The 26366-nt window shown below is 40.0% G+C and carries 11 protein-coding genes (1 of these 11 cut by a window edge); 5 read left to right on the top strand and 6 right to left on the bottom strand.

Annotation, left to right across the window (positions count from 1 at the left end):
• A protein-coding gene (purL, locus tag ACXPAV_RS09405; protein ID WP_458003342.1) for a phosphoribosylformylglycinamidine synthase crosses the window boundary here: on the bottom strand, positions 1–1947 show its 5' portion. 1962 nt of this gene lie to the left of the window's left edge; only the first 1947 of its 3909 coding nucleotides appear in the window; its start codon is at positions 1945–1947; its stop codon lies off the left edge, out of view.
• Between the two features lie 152 nt (positions 1948–2099).
• On the opposite strand from purL, the gene mltF reads away from it, so the two are divergent.
• The 5 genes from mltF to hslO all read left to right on the top strand — a co-directional run bounded on the left by mltF (position 2100) and on the right by hslO (position 7216).
• Positions 2100–3563: a membrane-bound lytic murein transglycosylase MltF gene (mltF, locus tag ACXPAV_RS09410; protein WP_458003343.1), complete on the top strand. Its 1464-nt coding sequence runs from the start codon at positions 2100–2102 to the stop codon at positions 3561–3563.
• A 46-nt stretch (positions 3564–3609) separates the two neighbouring features.
• Positions 3610–4329 (top strand): ribonuclease PH, encoded by a 720-nt coding sequence (gene rph / locus ACXPAV_RS09415; protein WP_458003344.1) that lies wholly within the window; start codon positions 3610–3612, stop codon positions 4327–4329.
• 18 nt (positions 4330–4347) lie between these two features.
• Positions 4348–4995 carry an orotate phosphoribosyltransferase gene (pyrE, locus tag ACXPAV_RS09420; protein WP_039172548.1) on the top strand — a complete coding sequence of 216 codons (648 nt, stop codon included), beginning with the start codon at positions 4348–4350 and terminating at the stop codon, positions 4993–4995.
• A 90-nt stretch (positions 4996–5085) separates the two neighbouring features.
• Positions 5086–6279, top strand: coding sequence for a Na+/H+ antiporter NhaA (nhaA, locus tag ACXPAV_RS09425; protein ID WP_458003345.1), 1194 nt, complete (start codon positions 5086–5088; stop codon positions 6277–6279).
• Positions 6280–6340: 61 nt separating this feature from the next.
• On the top strand, positions 6341–7216 hold the full coding sequence (gene hslO / locus ACXPAV_RS09430; protein ID WP_458003346.1) for an Hsp33 family molecular chaperone HslO: 876 nt from the start codon (positions 6341–6343) through the stop codon (positions 7214–7216).
• Positions 7217–7296: 80 nt separating this feature from the next.
• On the opposite strand, the gene ACXPAV_RS09435 is transcribed toward hslO, so the two are convergent.
• From ACXPAV_RS09435 to ACXPAV_RS09455, 5 genes are all read right to left on the bottom strand, one after another.
• Positions 7297–22509 (bottom strand): Ig-like domain-containing protein, encoded by a 15213-nt coding sequence (locus ACXPAV_RS09435; RefSeq protein WP_458004416.1) that lies wholly within the window; start codon positions 22507–22509, stop codon positions 7297–7299.
• Positions 22398–22925, bottom strand: coding sequence for a hypothetical protein (locus ACXPAV_RS09440; RefSeq protein WP_458003347.1), 528 nt, complete (start codon positions 22923–22925; stop codon positions 22398–22400). Before ACXPAV_RS09440 ends, ACXPAV_RS09435 begins: the two co-directional genes overlap by 112 nt.
• A gap of 498 nt (positions 22926–23423) precedes the next feature.
• A complete protein-coding gene (locus ACXPAV_RS09445; protein ID WP_039135691.1) occupies positions 23424–24743 on the bottom strand; it encodes a TRAP transporter large permease in 1320 nt (439 codons plus the stop codon).
• 2 nt (positions 24744–24745) lie between these two features.
• Complete coding sequence (locus ACXPAV_RS09450) at positions 24746–25279, bottom strand: TRAP transporter small permease subunit (protein WP_021461640.1); 534 nt, start codon at positions 25277–25279, stop codon at positions 24746–24748.
• Positions 25280–25340: 61 nt separating this feature from the next.
• Positions 25341–26354, bottom strand: a complete 1014-nt coding sequence (locus ACXPAV_RS09455; RefSeq protein WP_458003348.1) for a TRAP transporter substrate-binding protein — start codon at positions 26352–26354, stop codon at positions 25341–25343.
• Positions 26355–26366: the final 12 nt, after the last annotated feature.

Below are 26366 nucleotides of genomic sequence, written 5' to 3' on the forward strand. Positions count from 1 at the left end.
AGGTAAACGCAATACACGATGTAACGCTTCGGTTAAATCAATTTTGTTGGTTTGCAATGGGTGTGAATTAACCCGTTTAGATACTTCATTACGTTGCATTTTTGGTGCTTTACCTAACAACACATTCATTGGTAAATCAATAGGCTGATTAGCAAAATAATCATCGTGTAATGTTAGCTGTTTTTCTTCTGTCGCTTCGCCAATCACAGCATACGGCGCGCGTTCACGCTGGCAAAGCTGTTCAAATAATGGCAATTTTTCTGCACTGACCGCTAAAACATAACGTTCTTGCGATTCATTACACCAAATTTCCAACGGACTCATATTACGCTCATCACTTAAAATCTTACGCAACTCAAAACGACCTCCGCGGCCACCATCATTCACTAATTCCGGCATCGCATTAGATAAACCGCCTGCCCCAACATCGTGGATAAACAGAATCGGGTTATCCGCTCCCATTTGCCAACAACGGTCAATCACTTCCTGACAACGGCGCTCCATTTCCGGATTATCACGTTGAACAGAAGCAAAATCCAAATTCTCCGCCGATTTGCCAGATGTCATCGAAGAAGCTGCACCGCCGCCCAAGCCAATATTCATTGCTGGCCCACCAAGCACCACTAGTTTTGCACCAACCGGAATTTCGCCTTTTTGAATATGGTCTTCACGAATATTCCCCATACCGCCGGCAAGCATAATCGGCTTATGGTAACCACGCACCTCTTCGCCGTTAAAACTATTCACTTTTTGTTCATAAGTACGGAAATAACCTAATAAAGACGGGCGACCAAATTCATTATTAAATGCAGCTCCACCAAGTGGCCCATCAATCATAATATCCAGTGCAGAAGCAATACGATCGGGTTTAGATAAAGTCCCTTCCCAAGGTTGTTGATAATTTGGAATACATAGATTAGAAACGGAAAAACCGACTAAACCAGCTTTTGGTTTAGAACCACGCCCTGTCGCCCCCTCATCGCGTATTTCTCCGCCTGAACCGGTTGCTGCGCCTGGAAATGGTGAAATAGCTGTAGGGTGATTATGTGTTTCTACTTTCATCAAAATGGGCATCGATTCATTATGGTAACGATAAGTGCCGTCCTGATCTGGGAAAAAACGACCTGCAACCGAACCTTCCATTACCGCTGCATTATCTTTATATGCAGAGAACACATAATCCGGTGTTTTTTCGTAAGTATTTTTGATCATTTTAAACAGTGATTTCGGTTGTGCTTTACCGTCAATTGTCCAATCTGCATTAAAAATTTTGTGGCGACAATGCTCAGAATTCGCCTGTGCAAACATATAAAGTTCAACATCTGTCGGATTACGTTTTAATAATGCAAACTGTTCCAATAAATAATCCATTTCATCGTTTGCCAACGCTAACCCCAACTCCACGTTAGCTCGCTCCAATGCTGCTCTGCCACCACCTAATATATCAATAGTTTTAAACGGTTTTGGCTCTTGTTGTGCAAACAATTGTGGTAATTGAGAAAAATCAGAAACTACATTTTCCATCATTCTGTCGTGAATCAATTTCGCAAAAACTGCTTGTTGAGCATCATTTAATGGTGTAGCAAATCGGCAATCATATAAAATGCCACGTTCTGCACGCACCACAATGCTTAAGCCACAATTATGAATAATATCGGTTGCTTTTGACGACCAAGGTGAAATTGTACCGAAGCGAGGAATAACAATCTGTCCGCACAAAAAATTCTCTTTTTCTGACACTGCCGGAAATGACATTACAGCATTTGCTTCAAATAACCGGTTTAGTTGTTCAATCTGTTGTGCCGATAATCTCTCAGATACCTCAACAAAATAGAGATAATATGTTTGACAACTTTGAAGTGAAATCTGTTGTTCAGCAAGTTGTAAGGAAAGGCGAGAAACTCGGAAATCAGAAAGGGCTGCCGCCCCACGGAAAATCAGCATCATAGCAATATCACCTAAAATTTAGAAAATGAAAAATCACTGTTTATTATACCTAAACTTACATTTAAACGGAAACGTTTGCGTAAACTCTTATTTGTACTTAGCGATTAGATCTTATACAATGCGCATTTTGCAAATTTAAGCTTGAGGTTTCATTGAAAGGTTTGTCTTTACGCATTTTTTTAGCTGTACTTCTATTGCTTTGGGCAATTGATATGGTTTTTCCGTGGCAAAAAATTATGCGTTCAGAAGATAATTTATTTACCTCCATACAAAAAAGAGAACAATTAGTAGTTGGTACCATTAATAATGCATTTTCATATTTCATCAGTCCTAACGGTGCTGCCGGTTTAGAATATGAATTAACAAAAGCCTTTGCTGATTATTTAAATGTTGAACTCAATATTAAAACTTTCGATTCTTCTGAAAAACTATTTGATGCTTTAGAAAATAATGAAATTGATCTTGCCGCTGCAAATTTAATGTATCAACCAGAAAAAGCGGAATATTTTCAAATCGGGCCAAGCTATTATTCCTCTTCTTGGCAACTTGTTTATCGAAAAAATACAACTCGACCTTACGATCTCAACCAATTAAAAGGCAAATTACTCATTGCCAATGACCGCAATCTACAAGAGAAATTACAACAACTAAAACAGCAATATCCTCGATTGGAATGGCAAACAAACAATGCTCTATCTATTGAAGAAACATTATTGGCTGTAGCTGATGGTAAAGCAGATTACACTATCGCCAGTTCAATGGATATTGCCTCCATTCAGCAAGTGAAACCAACAATTGCGGTCGGTTTCGATTTAAGTGAAGAAACCTCTGTAAACTGGTATTTGCCACATAATCCTTACAATGAATTACAGGCTGCGCTACTTGATTTTATGAACCAGGCGAAAGAATCGGGGCTAATTTCACGCATTGAGGAAAAATATTTTAGTCATCTTTCTCGCTTTGATTATGTTGATGCCCGAACTTACATCCAAGCGATCGAAAACACATTGCCGAATTATTTGGAACTGTTTCAACGTTATGCTAATCCGCTTGATTGGAAATTACTGGCAGCCATCGCTTATCAGGAATCGCATTGGGATGCCAATGCCACCTCACCAACTGGCGTTCGCGGTATTATGATGTTGACCAAAGAAACTGCTGCTCGAATGCAGATTGAGGATCGCAATAATCCGGAACAGAGCATTAAAGCCGGCTCGGAATATTTACAGTTATTACTAACAAAAATGCCGGAAACCATTGCCGAAGAGGATAAAATTTGGTTCGCATTGGTTGCCTACAATTTAGGATTAGGGCATTTACTAGATGTACGTCGCTTAACCGAATCTCTCGGCGGTGATCCCAATAATTGGCTAGATGTGAAAAACAATTTACCATTATTGGCGGATAAAAAATATTATAGCAAATTGAAATTCGGTTATGCCCGTGGTTACGAGGCCTATCAATACGTTGAAAATATTCGCCGTTATCATAACAGTATTATTAATTACTACCGCTTACAACAACAATCTCAAGCGAACGAAAACAATGAAGAAGCAGAAGAAAATCTTGATCAAACACCCATAAATCCAAGTATGTCCACCCCAACGTCCTTATAAATTATGCTAAAATCTCCAATTATTTTTAGATAATCGGAGAATTATTATGCGCCCGAATAATCGTGATAATCACGCAATGCGCCCTATCAAAATCACTCGTCATTACACCAAACACGCTGAAGGTTCAGTATTAATCGAATTCGGAGACACAAAAGTGCTTTGTAACGCTACCGTTGAAGAAACCGTCCCTCGTTTTTTAAAAGGGCAAAACCAAGGTTGGGTTACCGCTGAATACGGAATGTTACCTCGAGCGACCAACATTAGAACGCAACGAGAAGCTACAAAAGGCAAACAAAGCGGTCGTACTATGGAAATCCAACGCCTAATCGGTCGGTCACTCCGTGCAATGGTCGATCTCACCCTACTTGGAGAACGCACCATTACTCTTGATTGTGATGTCATTCAGGCAGACGGCGGTACACGCACCGCAGCGATCAGCGGTTCAGCGATTGCACTACACGATGCGATCCAAACCTTATTGGATAAAGGTTTAATCAACCAAAATCCAATCAAAAATCTGGTTGCGGCAGTGTCAGTCGGTATTGTTGATCAACAACAGTTATGCGATCTCGAATATGTTGAAGATTCCAATGCAGAAACTGATATGAATGTGGTGATGACAGACGACGGCAGAATGATTGAGATACAAGGAACAGCCGAAGGTGAACCGTTCAGTCACGATGAATTATTATCTTTACTTGATTTAGCTAAACAAGGAATCTCACAAATCAATCAGGCACAAAAAAAGGCACTACAAACAGAGTAACACGATTAAGGAAGAAATATGCAGCAGTATCAACAACAATTCATTGAATTCGCTCTCAGCCGCAACGTGCTGAGATTTGGCGAATTTACCCTTAAATCTGGGCGTATCAGCCCCTATTTTTTTAATGCTGGATTATTCAATACCGGAGAAGATTTAGCTAAACTCGGTGAATTTTATGCACAAGCTATTTATGCACAACAGCTTGATTATGATGTAATTTTTGGACCAGCCTATAAAGGTATTCCAATTGCTACTGCAACAGCAACAGCAATTTATCACCAATTCGGCTTAAACAAACCGGTTTGTTTTAATCGCAAAGAAGCGAAAGACCACGGTGAAGGGGGTAATTTAATCGGTAGCCCATTGCAAGGAAAAATATTATTAATTGACGATGTTATCACTGCCGGCACTGCAATCCGTGAATCAATGCAATTAATCGAAGCAAATCAAGCGACATTAGCAGGCGTAATGATAGCATTAGATAGGCAAGAAAAAGGCAAAAGTGATCTATCCGCTATTCAAGAAGTAGAACGTGATTACCACTGCCATGTTAGTTCTATTATTACACTTGAACATTTGCTTACCTATTTACAACAATCCGAACAATATTCTGAGTTTTTACCGAAAATGTTGGCTTATCGCCAACAATATGGCATTAATTTATAATTCTCTTTCTGCCCGAGATAGCTACGGGCAGAAACCTTTTTCTTTAAGATTTAATTTCTTTTTATTTTTCTATTTTCAAAGGGAGTGTAAATGCAAAAACTGTCTCAACGAATCCAACACTTTTTTCAGAGTGAACCTGCTGGCGGTATTTTATTATTAATAGCAACATTTCTCGCCATCTTTTGTGCTAATTTGCCGTTTATGACTGATTGCTATCAGGGCTTGTTGAATACTACTGTTGCTTTTCAATTCGGTCAATTTCAATTACATAAACCGCTATTACTTTGGATTAATGATGGCTTAATGGCAATCTTTTTTCTGTCTATCGGTTTGGAAGTAAAAAAAGAGTTATTAACAGGTTCACTATCCAATATTAAAACTGCGATTTTTCCGGCGATTGCCGCCTTGGGCGGAATGATTGTGCCGGCAGTGCTGTTTTACACCGCTACCGTTGCTCATCCGGAATTGACAAAAGGTTGGGCGATTCCTATGGCGACCGATATTGCATTTGCGCTCGGTATTATGGCTTTAGTTGGTAAAAATGTTCCTACACCATTAAAAGTCTTTCTATTAGCATTAGCAATTATTGACGATCTTGGTGCAATTATTGTTATTGCCCTCTTTTTTTCCCACGATTTAGGAACAGTTGCTTTAATTGGTGCTAGCATTTCCATTATTAGTCTAATTTTGCTCAATCGTGCTAAAGTGAGTTCATTAATTCCTTATGGTATTGTTGGCACTATCCTTTGGGTTTGCGTGTTGAAATCGGGTGTTCACGCCACACTTGCCGGCGTGATTATCGGTTTTTCCATTCCGTTGCAAGCTAAAAATGGTGATCACCTATTACACCGTCTGGAACACAGCCTGCAACCTTGGGTAACTTTTATGATTTTGCCGTTATTCGCTTTCGCCAATGCCGGCATCTCGTTCCAAGGTGTTGATTGGCAAACATTAATTTCTCCATTACCCTTTGCCGTATTACTCGGTTTATTTATCGGCAAACCACTCGGTATTTTCGGTATTAGTTACCTTTCAATCAAATTAAAACTAACCAAACTGCCTGAAGGGATTAATTTCCGCCATATTTTTGCCGTATCGCTATTGTGTGGTATCGGCTTTACAATGGCAATGTTCCTTTCCGGCTTGGCATTTGAACAAGAATCGCATCAGCTCAATATTTTAGCTCGTATCGGCATTTTAGCCGCCTCATCACTCTCCGCTATTCTCGGCTTTTTAGTACTTAAACAAGTGACGAAAAATAACCAAGCTATTTCATCCAATTAAACGCTTGTAAACAATAATTTCACCCCTATATAGGGGTGAAATTATTTTTGAGGTAACTTTTATGACAGATTTATATAAACAAGATAACGACAAACTATACCGATTTCTTTTCAAGAACCGTGCAGTTCGCGGAGAATGGGTACGTTTAAACAAAACTTTTACAGAAACATTAAATACACATCATTACCCAACACCTGTACAAAATTTATTAGGTGAATTATTAGTTGCCACCAGCTTATTAACCGCCACCTTAAAATTTAAAGGCAATATTACAGTGCAAATTCAAGGCGATGGTCCATTAAAACTTGCTTTAGTGAACGGCAACGATCAACAACAGTTACGTGCATTAGCTCGCTTACAGGATGAAATTAGTAATGAAATGAGCTTAAGTGAGATGGTGGGTAAAGGCGTTTTAGTTATCTCCATTATTCCGGAAGAAGGTGAACGTTACCAAGGTGTTATTGCATTAGATAAACCAACCATTACTGAATGCTTAGAAGACTATTTCATCCGTTCCGAACAATTACAAACGCAATTATTTATCCGCTTCGGTGAATATCAAGGCGAAGCTGTTGCCGCCGGAATGTTATTACAAATTATGCCAGATGGACAAGGTTCACCAGATGATTTTGAACATTTAGCAACATTAACAGCAACAGTAAAAGATGAAGAATTATTTGGTTTAAGCGCAGAAGAGTTGCTTTATCGTCTATATCACGAAGAAACTGTTGAAATTTATCCACCACATCATACAGAGTTTTTCTGCGGTTGCTCTCAAGAACGTTCTGGAGCAGCAATTGCTTTACTTTCTGATGAAGAAATCAGTGAAATTTTTGCAGAAAAACCAACTTTAGATATGCAATGTGAATGTTGTGGTACTCATTATATCTTTACTGAAGAAATGGTCAGAAAACTAAAAGAGCAAAGTCTCCACTAATACAGCTACTACTTTCATTGATACAAAAACAAACCCTTTATGCCTCTCGGCATAAAGGGTTTTAATTAAATAACGAGCAATTAGATAATTACTTTCACACCTTGTTGGATATATAAAATATCTTCACTTGATAAATGTTTATATACATCAACATTTTGATAAGACACACCATTAAAACTATGTTCTTCTGTGTGGCTCTTCGTCCAACCTGAACCTGAAAGCACAACTTTATTCGTCGCATCTCCGCCATCATTACGGATAAACAACTCATCTTTTCCAGCTGGAGACGGTCCGGTGTTATTATTAACAAGATTACCGCTTTCAATTTTCACAGTTACACCCGTACCTGTAAACCGAATTTCTTCTGCTCCCCAGATCTGAGTATGCTCCGAAGGTCTCCCTCCAATACTAAATTGGTTATTGTACCCCTCTAACTGCGAACCCTCTATGCTTAAAATGTCGTAATCCGTTTTATTTACATCCTCTCCTAAATCAATAATATGATCATTATCACCTTTAACATTCTTAATAGTAACAATATCGTTACCATTTCCAGCAAAAATACTCACATTATCTTCTGTACTAATATTACCTACAGAAATCGTATCGTTACCTTCACCGCCTCGTATTTCGAATTTTCCACCTAGGTCTCTCAGAATCTCACCATCGAGAGTAATGGTATCATCACCTGCTCCACCATTGATCGAATTATTAGATCCACGAATATTGCCACTAATTGTAATAGTATCATTACCCGCATCTCCAAATATTTGGTTACCAGTACCGAATAAATCTCCATTGATCGTAATAGTATCATCGCCATTACCACCAGAAATCCAAGACTTATCAGCTTCCAACGCTACTAATGTCTTTGGTAACGCATTAATAATAATGGTGTCATTACCATCTTCTGCACTAATAATACTACCGCGTCCTTCTTGTTTCTTTATGCCACCAACGGTAATTCTATCTTCACCAGCACCGGCATAAATTGCAGAGTTCGACATTTGAGCAAGCTCAACGCTATCCTCTCCCAAACCTAACCAGAAACGGCTATTTTCAGTGACACCTGACTGAATGGTATCCACATCTTTGCCACCAAAGTAATTAACGCCGAACATTTTACCTGTTACCGATAATGTGTTTTGTCCATCACCAAGATCTAACACATCAATAATTTCAGTTACGCTTTCACTGGTTGAGGTGGCAACTCTATCTGCGCCAACCACGTCTCTACCACCTGTCGCACTTCTATCTTGGCTATCTGTCGCTATCAAATCAATTGCACGCACTAAGCTTGAATTAATTTGATCTTTCAATGCTTGATCATAGAAATTTTTGTAACGTTCTATACCTTGTCGTGCATACTCATCATTGTGTAAGAATACCTGACTAATCCAATCCGATTTTTGACCAGAAAGAATAAGATCGTTACTAATTGTTACCTTATCTTCGCCATCACCCATCATCATAGACAACTGAGCTTCTTTAACATTTCCAATAGTAACATTTGCACTCTCTTTAGAAGTAATTAACACCAATGGTGATGAATAATTTGACTCTCGCTCTATTTTTGCTAAGGATAAGGTATCATTTCCTGAACCTAAATTAATAATCGTAGAGCCTTCATAAGAGGTTTCACGCAATTGCCCCAAAACATTTCCACCCACAGTCATTGTGTCATCACCCTCGCCAAGGTTAAAGTAATTACCTGACTCTTGTTGCGAGCCGGTGAACACATTCCATTTAATGGATACTTTATCATTACCAGCACCCATATCTATTTTGGCATTCGTTGCATAGAGTGAAGCATATATCATCTCATCTCTTACAGCTCCTGCTTTCTCTGGGTCCTCTGTGTCTTTTGCAGTGCCGGTAACTTCAAAAGTATCATTACCATCACCCATATAGATTTGGTTACTACCATCAACATTAGGGCGTGAATACCCTAATCCGACATAATAATCATATCGACCTTGTAGGTTCATTGTCGTAATCATATCATCACCATCATTGGTTCTAATCACAACATTACCGGCAATTGCTGGTGCAGAAATGTAGTCATTTCCACCGCCTAATGTATCCATAACAAATTGTGTCATCGTTTTATTAGTTAAGGTTGCTGAACTGCCTGTATTTTCCGCACCAATCCATCCTCTACGATTATAATAGCTCCACCACTCATCAGTTCGTGACATACCTGAAACAATAATATCAGCTGCTTCATTATCCCCATTCCACTTATAAAATAACGCTTTATCTTGGTTATACATTACAGCAGTTTTGGTATCAAATCCCCAACCTTGAGCATGATCATTATGATATTGATCGCTTGATGTATCATCATCGTCATCTTTACGCATCATCCAGTCTAATTTTGGATTATACACAACAACTTTATTACCTAATTTATCTGTAATAATGCGTTGTTTATCACTCTGTGCATTACCGAAATCTAGTTTCATCGTCATTTCTGCTGCACCTGAAACCGTAGTATTTCCATCTTTCAGAATGTGAGAACCATCGGTTGCGACTATCGTTACACTATTTGGCTTGTTGTTAGGGCCATCTGAAACAGATGATGTAATCTTAGAGAAGTCCAACTGTGGAACAACATTATCCACCATAACATCCACACTTCTTTTCGGTAAATTAGCATCATTAAATCCTGTGCTCTTATCCTGATGCACAATATCTGCAATGACTTTGTATTGCTCATAATCTGCACTGAGATTATTAAACGCCCCTTTATATGTTTGGGAATCAGACGAAATATCGAGATAATGTACCTCAACTTGTTGATCCCCCTTCATTAAGCGCACTCGAATTATCGCTTCTTCGGCTTCTTGCCCTTCCACTGTTGCTGTATAGTAAATTGCCTTTTGATTAGTATCTACTATATTTGGTGTAGTGGTATCCAAATCCTGATTATTCACTTTAAAATCAGTAAATTTCAATGGATCTTTCACAACGTGTCCAACACCTTGTTCAGATTGATTACCTGCTTTATCAAAGGCTTGTGCAGTTACTGTTGTACCATACGGGAATTTCTCAGTATTAGTTGGAATGGTTGCTGTATTGCCATTAATCGTAATCCAATCTGCTTCTGTCGGTTTTTCCCAACGATTAGCAGTTTTGGTTAATTTAACGCTTTGATCACCTGCGGTAATAATAACCCAATCACCTACTTCAGCTTGAGTTCCAATACTTGTGAAAGGATCAAAGTTACTGCGTTCTCCAGTCGGTAGAGTAATACTAACCTCGCCTCCCGTTTTAGATGTCACTACTGGCGTATCCGGAGTAAGTTTATCCACATAAATCAACAACGGCTCAGATTCAGACTTAACAGTAGTTTTATCTGATTGATACAATTTCACTGGATATTTATTCTCTCCTTGGACAAGTGCAAAATTCATTGGAGCACCTGCTCTTACCTCAAAATATCCATTCTTAATATCAGTTTGCTTAACTTGTGCTTTCAGAATTGAAGATCCAAAAGGAAACTCAACATAATCACCTACTTGAGCAGAATTTGGTAAATAAATTTTTACCGTTACATTTGATGGAGAGCCGCTAGCCTCTAATTCAGCAGTATTAAGCACCATCATCGTGCCGGTATCATTCATTAAGTTACTATTAACCTCTGGATGTTCCAAAGCCACAGTAATTTTAGTACGATCTATCAAGGTATTATCGCTATCTTTATCCGCTTTATTACCTGCAATATCAAAGGATTGTACCGATACTCCTGTACCTGATAGTGCAACAGTATGTAGTATAGTAACTTCATTATCTCTCGGTGTTGGTACAAGTGCGGTATCACTACTTGTCCAACCGTTATCACCATCACTGGTTAAGGTTACCTTCTTATTACCTACCATTACTTCTACATAATCACCTTGAGGTGCATTATGTGGAAGTGTAATAGTAACATTACCATTCTGATCATTAACTGCTGTTGCGGCATCAGGTGCTGTGGTATCAATCACGAATTTTTTAGCATTAGTGCTGTATTTAATTGCACCCTCTTTATCTTGTTGAGTAATGCGAATTGTTCCCTCTGCATATTCACCTTCAGGTAAAATATAAACACCTTCAACATAAGGCACAGTTTGATAATTACCCTCAGCATCTTTGTATTCCACTTTAGTAATCATCGCACTATCATCACCCACAAGTTTTAAGCCACCATCATTGGTAATGTTGTCTCTATCAGATACGCCGGTATCATTTCGTAAGACAATCTCTACATCCTTCAACTCATTATTGAAATAAGGTGCAGTAATTGAATCTGATGATGGAGAAGTATTATCAGCTTTATCTTTAGCCGTTGCTGTAATAGTTTCTTTACCGATTAATGGCTCTTTTAATTCGATTGTAAATTCACCTTTTTCATTAGCAATGATCGGTTGATCGTTTTTATCTATTGCAACTTTTTGCGTGGTTTGACCATCTTTACTTGTCACCTGCAACACAATAGTGCTACCTGGCTCAGCAATTCCACTAATAACCGTTCCTTGCTCATTAATCTCAATTACCGGTGCACTAGGTGCTATTTCATCCGGTGTTTCACTTTGCTTAGTCACACGATTATCATAACTATTAGTAGATGTTACCGTTAACGTTTCACCAGTTTTAATTGGCGAATCAACAGTATAACGATAATTACCTTCCTTATCTGTACGATAAGTTTCAAGCTCACCATCACCATTATGATCGGCTTGAATATCTTTGTTAGCATTTTCTTTTCCTAAACTCACTACCTCTTCGTGTGTTAATTTAATAGTAAACCGACCATCGCTATCAGCTGTTCCACGACCAACTACTTCATTATTCGCATTACGAATTTCCACCGTGCTAAGCGGATCAGTAGTACCTGTTACAGATTCACCATCATTTGAAGTAATTGTTAAGGTGTTACTTGTATCTATAGTATCAGCAATATTTACTGTTTCTACTTCACTAGCAAGATATTTATTATCAATTGCTTTAACTTGAATACTTGGTAAGTTATTGCCTTCATTAACAAAAGCAGCCCCTTTCCCAGTTAAACTAATTTCTCCTGTTCCACTATCAAGCACAAAATAACCATCATCGTTGTTTAACAATTGAATAGTTACGGTATCAGTTTTATCTGGATCCGTTGCTGTTACTGTCGCAATTAGTTTGCCTGCTGTTGCCTGACCTTTAGTAAAACCTGTTTCCACTATATCCTCTGGTTTAATAGTCAATACAGGCGCATCATTTACATCTACCGCATTAACACTTGCTGAATGACTATTACCAGCTTTGTCTTGGGCAGACACAGTTACTGCTGAACCATCTGTTACTTTATCATTTGGAATAGTGGTTGTGGTTGAACCATTAGGTACATTAGGCACTACAGCAGGATCGCTAGAAGTCCAACTACCATCATCACCTTTGGTTAAGGTAATATCACGTGGCTTGGTTTCACCCTCAGGTTGTACGGTAACAGTTACTTTGTCCGCATCATTAGGAAGTGTAATCACCACACTACCGTCTTTTTTGGCTTCTGGTGCTGTTACAGTCGGCGCTTGTGTATCGACAGTAAAGGTTTTGCCCTCACTCACTAGACTATTGTTACCGGCTGGATCTTTGACTTGCGCAGTGACAGTGTATTCGCCATCTGCTTGTGCTGGGAATTTCGCTTTTTCCACAGGAATGGTAACGATAGGATCGGTACCACTTAAATCACCAGATTTAACTTTGTAGTCAACGGTAATAGCATTCTCTGTTTGTGGTTGAAGGGTTAAGGTAACGGTATCCCCTGCTTGCGTACCTTGTGGTAGGCGAACTTGTACTTCAATACCGTCAGCAAATTCTGTCGCATTGATGCTATAACCATCCGCCTCAGTAGCTTCTGGAATTGATTCAATCACTGGTTTACCATCATCATCCGCAACACCATCGCCATTGCTATCACCTGGAACGGTGGTATCGACAGTAAAGTCAGCCGGCGCACTGACTTTACTGCTATTACCGGCAGGGTCAGTGACTTTGGCAGTGACGGTGTAAGCGCCATCAGGATTGCTTGGGAATTTTGTTGTCGGGATATCGACAGTGACTGAGCCTGTAACATTGTCCGTATCTTTAACGGAATCAGTCACAGTAAACTCATCACCACTTGCAGGTTTCACAGTCAAGGTAACCGTATCGCCTACTTGCGTACCTTTCGGTAGGGTCACATTGACTTGAACACCTTTATCATTAAATTCAGTCGCGTTCACGCCACCATTTGCATTTTCTGGAATCGTCACGACTGGTTTACCATTATCATCCGCAACGCCATTACCGGTAGTGTCACCTGGTACGGTAGCATCAACAGTAAATTTCGCTTCATCGCTGGTTACACTGCTATTGCCGACAGCATCAGTCACTACAGCAGTTACGGTGTAAGCGCCGTCTAGGTCTTTATCCCCATGTTGTTTAGGAATAGTGACCGATACTGGTGTACCGTTACCAGAAACATCATCACCTTCTTTAACAGTATAAGGCACGGTAAAGGCTTCACCGACGTTTGGTGTCACGGTCAAGGTAACGGTATCCCCTACTTGCGTACCTTTCGGTAGGGTAACATTAACTTGAACACCGTCACCGTCTGCAAGCTCTTTGGCATTAATGGTGTAACCGTCCTCTTGTGTCGCTTCTGGGATAGTGACCACTGGTTTACCATCATCATCCGCAACACCATCGCCATTGCTATCACCTGGAACGGTGGTATCTACTTTAAAGTTAACTGGATCGCTGTCTTTACTGCTATTACCGGCAGGGTCAGTGACTTTGGCAGTGACGGTGTAGTTGCCATCTACAGCGTTATCTGTATCTTTTGGCAAATTATCTTTAGTAATAGGAATTTCTACTGGGGTTGCACTATTAACAGCATCACCCTGTTTAACGGTATAAGTGACTTTTTGTTCTGTACCGTCATCTGCTTTTACGGTCAAGATTACGGTATCACCCTCTTGTGTACCTTTTGGTAGAGTAACTTGAACTTTGATTCCGTCTGAAAGCTCTTTGACGTTCACACCATCTTTTACACCGTCTGGAAGGGTCACAACTGGTTTACCAGCATTATCAGGTTTATTGTCACCATCGCTATCACCTGGGACAGTGGTATCTACAGTAAATGTGACTTGATCCGAATCTTCGGATTCACGCGCTCCTTTGCTATAAGGCTCTTTCACCGAAGCTGTGATGTTATAAGTTTTGCCATCAGCGAACTTGTCTTTAGGCACGGTCACGGCAATCGGATCAGTACCAATTGTGGTGTCTGCTGGGATGGTAAAGGTATAAATTTCACTACCATTGTTTTTAATTACAATGATATCGCCAGCTTCTGTACCTGCTGGTACGGTGACATTGATCACTACGCCATCGGCAAGCTCAGCGGCATTAATTTTGCCGTCTTCTGCTAAGCTTGGATTAGAAGCATCAGGAATAGTAATGCTTGGTTTATCATCACCTTTACCATCGCTATCGGCATCGGTTGTACCACCCGGTTGATTACGATCAATCTGAATAGATTGTGTGGCTTCTGTTTTCTCACCACTTGTTGGTGTTACCACAATGCTAGAGGTAATTGAAGTTGCATCATCTTCAACTGCCACATCATCAATAGTTGTGGTGTACTCTGTTTTGCCATTAACTGGTTCGGTAGTTAAAGTATAAGTTTTATTGCCGTGTTTGATGACTTTGGTATCACCACTTAAATCGACATTGTAAGTGTTATCGCCGTTGATAGTGATTGCAACAGTATCACCTGCATTCACGGTTGGGAGATTGACTTTAACAGAAACCACATTATTAGCGATTTCATCCCCCATTAAGACACCATTTTGATCGGCATCTGAGGTGTAAACAATATTTGGCTTACCTTCTAAAGCACGGTTTACAGTTATTGTCACAGCATTAGAAACTTCTGAACCATTACCGGCTTTATCCAATATATTAGTCACAACAGATAATGTACCTTCTTTTCCATCTTCAACACCAGTTGGCACAGACACGATCGCAGATTGGCTACTTACATCTGATCCTGTAATAGTGTGCTTAACAACCTTTACAATCTCTTTATCATTTTCTTTTAGTATAGTATGTGAAGCGATGCGAAGTACATCGCCCTCTTTCACCCCAGCAGGTAATTCAACCTTAACTTGAACACTGCCATCTTCTGCCACTTCATTACGAGTAATAATGTCGTCTTGTGGGTTGTTATCACTCACAAAGCCTTTGATAGTTGGTTTACCAGTTGCTGTAGTATCAAGGGTAAAGTCAGCCGGTTCACTGGCTTTACCTGCATTACCGGCTTGATCGGTGACCAACGCAGTAACGTGATAATCTCCATCTGTTAATTTGCTGGAAGTTGGAATGGTAATGGTTGCACCATTGCTTAAGTCACCGTCTTGAACGGTGTAAGGTTCACTTGTATATGCTGTGCCTTCTGCATTGGTCACGGTCAAGGTGACAGTATCACCGGCTTGAGTACCACTTGGTAAGGTTACTTTCACTTGAATGCCTGCGACTTCTTGCTTTTCACCACCATTCCATTCGGTGTTGTTCACACCGTTGTCAGCTTCTGGAATGCTGACTTCAGGTGCTTCTTCTACACCCGATACAGCAGGGTTGGTATCACCTGGAGCAGTAATATCAATAGTGAAGTTTGCGGCATCACTAGTCGCACTGCTATTGCCAGCGGCATCAGTCACCACGGCGGTTACGGTATAGTCACCGTCAGGATTGCTTGGGAATTTTGTTGTCGGGATATCGACAGTGACTGAGCCTGAACCTGTAACATTGTCCGTATCTTTAACAGGATAAGTCACAGTAAACTCATTACCACTTGCAGGTCTCACTGTCAAGGTAACCGTATCGCCTGCTTGCGTACCTTTTGGTAAAGTCACTTGAACTTGAACACCGTCTTTAAAGTCTTCTGCATTGACAATATGCTTATCGGCTTCTGTCGCTTCTGGGATGGTGACCACTGGTTTACCATCATTATCCGCAACGCCATTACCGGTAGTGTCACCTGGTACGGTAGCATCAACAGTAAATTTCGCTTTATCGCTGGTTGCACTGCTATTGCCTGCAGGGTCAGTGACTTTGGCGGTGACGGTAAACTCACCGTCAAGGGTTTTACCTTGAGAATCTTTTGGCAAGTTATCTTTAGGAATAGTAATGGTGACAGGGTCAGTACCGGTCAAATCATCATTTGCGTCAACAGTATGCACTACTTCAAATGATTGATCATCTTTTGGAGTAACAGTCAAGGTAACAGTATCACCTACTTGCGTACCTTTTGGTAGGGTAACATTAACTTGAACACCGTCTTTAAGATCGTCAGCATTGATGGTGTTACCATCTGCATCTGTCGCTTCTGGGATAGCCACGACAGGTTTACCACCGTTAGCATCTTGCTCATTTACCACACCATTACCATCGCTATCACCTGGGACAGTGGTATCGACAGTAAAGTTAGCTGGTGTGCTTGGTAAACTGCTATTACCTGCAGGGTCCGTGACTTTGGCGGTGACGGTGTAGTTGCCATCTACAGCGTTATCTGTACCTTTTGGCAAATTATCTTTAGCAATAGGAATTTCTACTGGGGTTGCACCATTAACATTATCACCCTGTTTAACGGTATAAGTGACCTCTTGTTCTGTACCGGCATCTGCTTTCACAGTCAAGGTCACGGTATCGCCTACTTGCGTACCTTTTGGTAAGGTGACTTGAACTTTAATACCGTCTGAAAGCTCGTCTGCATTCACACCACCTGTCGCTTCTGGGATAGTGACCACTGGTTTACCATCATTATCCGCAACGCCATCACCGGTAGTGTCACCTGGAACGGTAGCATCAACAGTAAATTTCGCTTCAGCGCTGGTTGCACTGCTATTGCCTGCTTTGTCTGTCACAACGGCGGTTACAGTGTAAGCGCCGTCTAGGTTTTTACCCCCATGTTGTTTAGGAATAGTGACCGATACTGGTGTACCGTTACCAGAAACATCATCACCTTCTTTAACGGTATAAGGCACGGTAAAGGCTTCACCACTTACAGGTTTCACCGTCAAGGTAACCGTATCACCTACTTGCGTACCTTGTGGTAGGGTAACATTAACTTGAACACCGTCACCGTCTGCAAGCTCTTTGGCATTAATGGTGTAACCGTCCTCTCGTGTCGCTTCTGGGACTGCCACGACAGGTTTACCACCATTTTTATCATCACCGTCCACTTTACCATTGCCATTGCTATCACCTGGAACAGTGGTATCGATTACCAATGAGGTAGGAGCGCTTTCAACCGTTTTTGTGCCATCGCTAACTTTCGCCACCACGATATAGGAACCATCCGCTTTAACAGGGAAACTATTGGCTTGATCGCTCTCTTTGTTTGCTGGAATATGGATAGTTAATCCGTCTGTAGCATTCAAATCTTCCGCTGTCAATTTTTTAGTGATGGTAATTGGTGCTTTGCCGTCAGCAGATACAGTCACGGTGAGGGTATCCCCAGCTTGCGTACCTTCAGGAAGAGTTACCTTAATATCTACCCCTTGGGCAGTTGCAAACTCAGACGCATTGACACTGTTGTTATCCATTTCTGGGATAGTCACTACAGGTTCACCACTGATTTCAACGGTATCCACGGTAAATGACGCTTTATCACTCGGTTGGCTAGTATTACCAGCTGCATCTTTAACTTGTGCAGTCACCGTAAAGTTGCCATCAAGAGTCTGTTTGCTGTCAGCATCTTTTGGCAATATATCTTTAGGAATGGTGATTTCAACTGTACGCTCTCCGTTAAGATCCCCAGCTTTTACTTGATATGGAGGTTCAATAGCGATAGGCGCTTTACCCTCTGGAGTAAGAGTAAGATAAACTTGATCTCCCTGTTGTGTTCCTGCTGGTAAAGTCACTTTGACTTGAACACCGTTATCTAATTCAGAGGCGTTGACACCATCTTTAGCTTCAGGAATAGTAATCACTGGTTTACCATCATTATCATCCCCTTGACCATTAGCAAAGCCATCGCCATTGCTATCGCCTGGGACAGTGGTATCAACCTTAAATATTGCTTCATCACTCGGTTGGCTAGTATTACCATCCGCATCCTTCACGGTTGCGGTCACTTTGTACTCGCCCTCGGTGATTTTGCCTTTCTCATCAGTTGGGAATTGCTTGTTAGGTACAGTGACGGTTACTTTGCCATCACCTGTTCCCGGTAAATCACCTTCTTCGACTTTAACGGTTATTGGAGGAAGAGTTTCACCATTAGGGGTTTTAACCGTTACTTCTACCGTATCGCCAACTTCTGTACCTTTTGGCAAGGTGACTTCAACCTGAACACCGTCTTTTAAGTCATCGCTACCGACTGGTTTGTCTTGATTGTCACTGGTGTGAGCATCCACCACCAAAACATTTGGTTTACCACCGTTATCATCTTCACTGTCTGCTACACCATCGCCATTGGTATCGCCTGGAACCACAGTATCCAAGACTGTAAATGTTTTTTCAACACTTGCAAGGCTTTGGTTACCAGCAGCATCTTTGATTTGTGCTGAGACAGTGTAATCCCCTTTTGGTGTTTCAGGGAATCGATTTTTAGGAATAGTCACCGTTGCAGTTTCAGTCGATAAATCACTATCGCTGATAGGAGCAGAAATAACAAAGGCTTCACCGCCTTTTGGTGTCACTGTTAAGGTGATGGTATCGCCTTTTTGCGTACCTGCTGGTAAAGTCACTTTAACTTGAACACCGTCATTAAATTCTGTAGCGGTAACACCACCATCGGTATCTTCAGGGATAGAGACGCTTGGTTTACCGTTGATATCATTGGTATCTGCTTTGCCATCACCATTGATGTCACCTGGGACAGTGGCATCGATAGTAAAGTCTTTCGCATCACTGACCAGACTAGTGTTCCCAGCTTTATCAGAAACAGTAGCGGTGACTTGGTAAGCGCCATCTACCTTACCGTCGCTATCTTTTGGTAAATCCTTTTTAGGAATATCTACAGTGACTTTTCCTGCAGTGATATCCCCGGATTCCAAGGTTTGGGTCACTTTAATCGGATCATTGCTATTCGGTGTTTTCACTTCTAAAGTGACGACATCACCTGCTGCCACACCACCTGGTAGAGTGACTTCCACTTGAACACCGTCTGCAAGCTCTTTGGCATTGATAGTATGACCATCTGCGTCAGTCGCTTCTGGAATATCGATAACTGGTTTGCCAGCATTTTTATCCTCAGCATCTACTTTACCATCACCGTTTTCATCGCCCGGTGCAGTGGTGTCAACAGTAAATTTAGTTTCATCACTAGTCGCACTGCTATTACCGGCAGGGTCAGTGACCACGGCGGTTACGCTGTAGTCGCCATCAGGGACTTTGCCGTTATTATCTTGTAAGTCTTTTGTAGGCACAGTGACAGTTACTTTGCCATCGCCGTTTTCGGGTAAATCACCCTCTTCGACTTTGGCGGTCTTTTTAACTTCACCATTAGGTGTTTTAACTGTTACTTCTACAGTATCACCCGCTTCTGTGCCTTTTGGTATAGTCACTTCGACTTGAATACCGTTTTCTAAGTCTTTATTACCGACTGGTTTATCTTGTCCATCGTCTGTATGGGAATCTTTCACCGTCACAATCGGTTGACCGCTATTGTCATCAGAGCCATTGACTACACCATCACCATTGCTATCGCCTGGGATAGAATTATCGATTTTAAAGGCAACGGTATCAGAATCTTCGGATTCACGTGCTTTATCGCCATAGCTGTCTGGTTCTTTCACCGAAGCGCTTAATTTATAAGCACCACTTGGGAGTTTCTCTTTAGGAATAGGGAACTCAATCACACTACCTTTTGTTGTGGTTGTGCCTTGAGGGATGGTGTAGGTGTAAAGCTCTTGTCCATTGTTTTTAATCACAATAACATCACCAGCTTGTACTCCTTCGGGCAAGGTTACTTTCGCTACAACCCCATCAGAAAGCTCTTGGGCATTAATGTTGCCGTCTTTTTCTAGGCTTGGATTAACTGCTTCAGGGATTTCAAGTTTTGGTTTATCATCACCCTTAGCATCACCATTGTTATCTCTACCACCCGGTTGAGAGCGATCGATACAAAGTGTTCCATTAGCTTTTAACTCAGTATTATTCGCAGTTACCACAACATTTGTTACAACCTCTGATACACTACCATCGGCTATAGATATATCATTAATAGTAACAGTATAACCATCATCATCTGTAGCAGGTTTAAACTCAAAAGTTTTATCATTGTGTGTTACTTTTTGAGTAATTACATCAACACCATATTCTTCACCATTGATAGTGATAGAAACTTTATCGCCTTCACCAATATTCGGAAGATTAATTTTAACTGAAGTAGTATTACCAGCTAATTCTTCACCTAATAGAACTTGATTATTATCTTTATCATCGGGATATTCGACAGAAGGCTTACCCAATAAAGTACGTTTCACATCATAATTATCTGAGTCTTTTTCAGTTGATGAGTTTCCTGCTTTATCAATGAGTTGTGCAGTGAAAGAAACTTTGCCTTGCCCTAAGGCATCAACACCAGTAGGTGCATCAACAATCGCATAGCCCTGATCTATCTCTGCTTTAGTAAGTGGATGTTCAATCGGAGAACCTTTTTTTGTTGAAGGTGTAACGATAAGTTTATCGCCCTCTTCAAGCCCTTGAGGTAAGTAAACTCTAACAGGTACTTCACCGTGTTTATTGATCTCATTACGCGTTAATACATTATCTGCTGGGCTATTATCACTCGCCACATCAACTTTTATTGGTGCATCCGGTTTTTCTAAATCTGCTTTTGGAGCAATACTTGTGCTAATAAAACCTTGATTGCCTGCATCATCTTTAATGTAGGCTTTTACTTCTGTATTAGGTTCAACTTCAACCTCTACACCTGATCTTAAGTTTTCAGTTGTAATTCTAGTTTCTTGACCGTTGACGACAACAATATCACCTACTTGAGCATCTAGGAATTTTACGGTAGCAGTAATAGTATTTGGCTTGCCTCGTTCAACTTCCTCAATATTGTAAATGTTATCTGTACCAGTACTTTCAAATGTGATTATAGGTTTCACATTTGGCACATCTACATCTGCATTCTGCAAAGTTTTACTAGCAATCTCACCTGCTACTCCATTTGCTCCTATAATAAAAGCAGAAATCTCACTACCCGGTTTTACTTCTACCTCAATACCATTTTTGTTATCAGTAGTAATTTTAAAGACTTCCGTTTTACCATCACGCGTAATAGAAATGCTATCACCAATATTTGCGTTTGGAATCACTTTAACAGTAATAGTACCGTCTGTTCCAACTTCTTTTGCGTTGTATAATTTATCTACTCCTGCAACTGGCACAGCATAGTCAAAATCTGGTTTAGTCTTCGGAACAACTAAAGGAGCTGTTACTTTCTCAGAATTGGATTCATTATTAGCATTATCTGTGGCTGTTACTGAAAGCTCTTCTAGTGCTGTTTTTGGTTCATCCAATGTAATATCAAATTTACCATCCTCTTCATTGGCTTTTCCTGTACCGATTACATTATCTTTCTCATCTTTTACAGTCACGGTGCTGCCCGGTTCAGCCGTACCAGTGACACGTGTCCCATCATCAGACACACCAAGATTTTCTGGTTTTGCTGGTGGAGTGCTGTCGTCTGCTTTAACCGTATTCGGTTGTGAAGGGTTACCGGCTTCGTCTTTGGCTTCTACTGTTAATTCCTCACCATTGGTTTTTGGTGGGTTAATAGTCACATCAAATTTACCATTATCACCTGCTGTTGCTGTACCGATTTCTTTGCCGTTTTCATCTTTCACGGTTACAGTGCTACCTGGTTCTGCTGTACCGGTGACATGTGTACCATTATCAGACACATCAAGATTTTTTGGCTTGTTTGGTGGAGTGCTATCAGATGCGATTACATCTGTTGGGGTTGACGTATTACCGGCGTCATCTGTTGCGGTAACTTCTACTTTTTCGCCGTTATTTTTTGGTGGGTTAAGATCAATTGAAAAATTGCCTTGCTCATCAGCTTTTCCATTCGCAATCACATTACCCTGGTCATCTTTAATAGTAATTTTACTACCGGGTTCGGCTTTACCAGTAATTTGTTTACCATCATTTTTAATAACTACATCTGTTGGTTGAGACGGAGGCGTGGTATCTGACGGAGCAGAATGTGCTGAACTACCCCCCCCCCCGAACCACCTGCGGCCGCTGCACCCAAGCCGAGAACAGTTAATCCAGCAAGACCGTAAAGCCACGGACGGAAGCTATCACCTTCTGCTAAAGTACCAGTCATTCCCGCTTCAATTTCAGAGAAAGAAGAAAATTCTTTACCTACCTGTGTAACGATAACTTGTCCGGCATCTACGCCTTCCGATGCACCAATATCAAAAATTGCGAAACATTGCTGCTCATCATCACATTTACCCCAGAAATCATCAATGATAACTTCTACATTCTCTTTTTCACTTTTTAAAATAAGATCATTTCCGGAACGAGTAACTTTAATATCTTCTGGTGTTTTGCCGGTTGCGCGGTCGATGAGATAGTACTCTTCACCCGGCACAGCCAATTCCGTATATTTACCATTTTTTAAAACTTTTGATAAATCAATGCGTTTGCCTGATTTTTTCTCAACGAGGATAAGCCCCATAATTTCTCCCAATACGTCTTTATAGAATTAACTAAGCTCCCTTTCATTCCAACAACAAGTATGAACAGCCATCCTCATAAAAGTAAGAACGAAAAGCAATAAATCGACGCATATTATCAAAAGCAAGCGTAAAGTCAATTTAAACTTTATTTAAAATTTAAGAAATTGTTGTTTATATGATATTTTGTATTTCTTTGATGTCAAAATATTATTTTTATTTATAATTTTGAAATAATGAATTAAAGAAGCTATTAAATATTCGTATCCAAAATAGATGTATAATTTTACAACCAACAACTTTACACTTATAAAATTACACAGAAATAAACTAACATTTTATATAATTCCTTAAATTTATTTGGACATAAAGTCGCTCATTATATGGAATGAAAAGTCGAATATTTAATACTCGTTATAACTATCCCGTACTCTCTGAAATATCTATCAGAAAATAGGCGAACAAGTTCTCCCTTTATTAAAGGAAGAACTTTTATAAGATTAAAGAAATAATGAGGTAATTTCGGGAAAAGCTAATAGTAAAATCAGAACTAAAATTTGTAAGCTAATAAATGGCCAGACAGATTTAAAAATATCTGTTAATTCTACGCCTTCCGGAGCTACACTTTTAAGATAAAATGCTGCCGGTCCGAATGGAGGACTAAGGAATGACACTTGCATATTTACGCAAAATAAAACACCAAACCAAATCGGATCATAGCCAAGTGCAGTAATAATCGGAACAAAAATAGGCATTGTTAACATCGCTACACCAATCCAGTCCAAGAACATTCCTAAAATCAATAAGATAATCATCATAATGATAATGGTATAAATCGGCGGAGCATTCAAACTGGCAAATAAACCTGAAATAAAACGATCTCCTCCCATTAGATTATAAATGCCAATGATCATTGTTGCTCCGATACCTACCCAAATAATCATTCCAACAGTATTAATTGTATGTTTAAGCGATTCCTTAATAATCGTGAAGTTCAACTCTTTGCGATAAAAAGCCGCTAAAATAACACCCACTACACCAATACAAGCAGACTCTGTAATAGAAGCAATCCCACCATAAATACTGCCTAAAATCCAAGTGGCAATTGCTACCGGAATAGCAATATCGTGAATAATTTTCTTAATATCTTTTTTTGTTAATGCCTGCCTTTCACTTGCAGCCATTGCTGGTCCATAATTTGGTCGTAAATAACATAATAACAAAATATAGGAAATATAAAGTAAAGATAATAAAACTGACGCAGGAATTGCAGCTAAAAATAGTCCACCAATAGACACGTTTGCCGTCATACCATAAATGATTAAGACAATGCTTGGAGGTACCATTGTTCCTAATGCACCGCCGGCAACCACCGTACCTATAGCAAGGTTTTTGTTATACCCTAAACGCAACATCTGCGGTAATGCCAACATTCCTAACAATACGGTTTCACCACCAATAATGCCTGACATTGTTGCTAATAAAATAGCAACAAACATTGATTGAATGGCGATACCCCCTCTTAACCTACCACCAATAATACGCATAGCATTGTACAAATCACGCGCTATGCCTGTTCTATCCAATAATGTTGCCATTAATACAAACATTGGCACTGCAACAAATGTATAAGAAGAAGTAAAATCTGTTACCCTTGCCGCAACCATTTGCATTATTGCCGCAGTATCAAACCATAAATAGGAAATCACTAAAGCAATTAAGCCGGTTAAAAAACCCAATGGCATACCAATAAATAACAACGAAATCATCATTAGAAAGATAATTAATGTTCCTACACCTATTCCTAAACCACTAATCATAATTATCCCTCCTGATTTTTAGTCACTAAATGACGAAATATATGCAACACTGAAAGCACCAACACCATCAAACACGAAATAAAAAAGAACCCTTTTTCAATCGCAGGGAATGGCGTATCCAATACAGTACCGGAAGTTTGCATCTTAAATGTTCCCATAGGAGTAAAAAATGCTTCGACAGCTGAAAGATATGAACCATAACTTAATAAAACAAAGAAAATAAAAACGAATATTTCAACGAGCAATTCCAATCCCCACCTCACTCGAGCTGAAAATTGTTGTCGAATAAATGTCATAGCAATATGTTTATTGTTGGCATAACAAGCAACACCACCATAAAGTAAAGATAAACTGACAAGAAAAGTAGTGACCTCGTGTACCCAAATTGTAGGGCTGGAAAAAATATATCGCACAATAACTTCATAAAACCCAATCGCAACAATAAAAAGGAAAAGATAAGAGACGTAGTAACCTAATTTGATAAAAAATTGATCAAACCGATCACATAAAAATAGTAAGCGTTGAGAAAAAGACATTTTCAACTCCTTAATAAACAAGGCTGAATGTGATCCAACCCAGCCTTGCCTATAGTTACGATTATTGCATCATTCCTTGAGAAGTAAGGAATTTTAATAAGGCTTGATAATACTGATTACCTATTTCAGATTGTTGAGCTGTTTCCTGCCAGATTTCTCTTGCCGCAGCACGAACTTTCGCAACTTCTTCCGGGCTCCAAGCCTCTGGCTGAACGCCTTTATCTAACGCTTCTTTATATGCGATTTTATCTTCATAATGGGCTTTAATCAGTGTATCCAAAGCCATTCCTTTAAAATAGGACACTAGAAAATCCTGATCTTGAGGAGAGAGTGATTGCCAAGTTTTCAAGTTCATTATCATATGAACTGCAGGAGAAGAATGGATACCCGGATAAATAGGATATTTTGCGATATCGTGTACACCTTGTGCTTGATTATTAGCAAAAGTGGAGAAATCCGCCGCATCGATAATTCCTTTTTCTAAACTAGTGTAAATTTCCGATCCTGGCAAACCGACAGGAGCAGCTCCCAACTTCGCAAATAATTTCTGAATTGGGCCTGATGGCGCACGAACTTTAACGCCTTTAAAGTCAGCAACACTTGCAATTTTCACTTTGGAAGGTAGTGACTCTGAACCAGTTACCGATACACCAATTAATTTAGCCCCATATTGTTGAAAGATTTTATCAACGACTTCAAAACCTCCTCCATTATAATAAAAGCTAAGAATATCCTCATCGCTACTCCACGCAGAAATAGTGTCACCAATCAAGCCAAAACCAGGATCAGTACCAGCATACATTGCCGCAGTAGCAACTGCACCATCAATAATTTTATTTCTCACTCCAGAAAGCATATCACTTGTTTTTAATACTGAATCTAACGGTAATAATTCAATGCTGATTCTTCCATTTGAGGCTTTTTCTACATTATCAGTCCACTGTTTTTGGATCTCATATACTTTCTCTCCAGCAAAATTTGAGCTTTCAAATTTCAAATTAATTTCCGCTGCCGATACTGCAAATGACATCAAACTTGCTAATGAAATGAATAATAAAGATTTTTTAAAGTTCATAATTAAACTCCT

It is taken from the genome of Gallibacterium sp. ZY190522, from assembly GCF_054166015.1.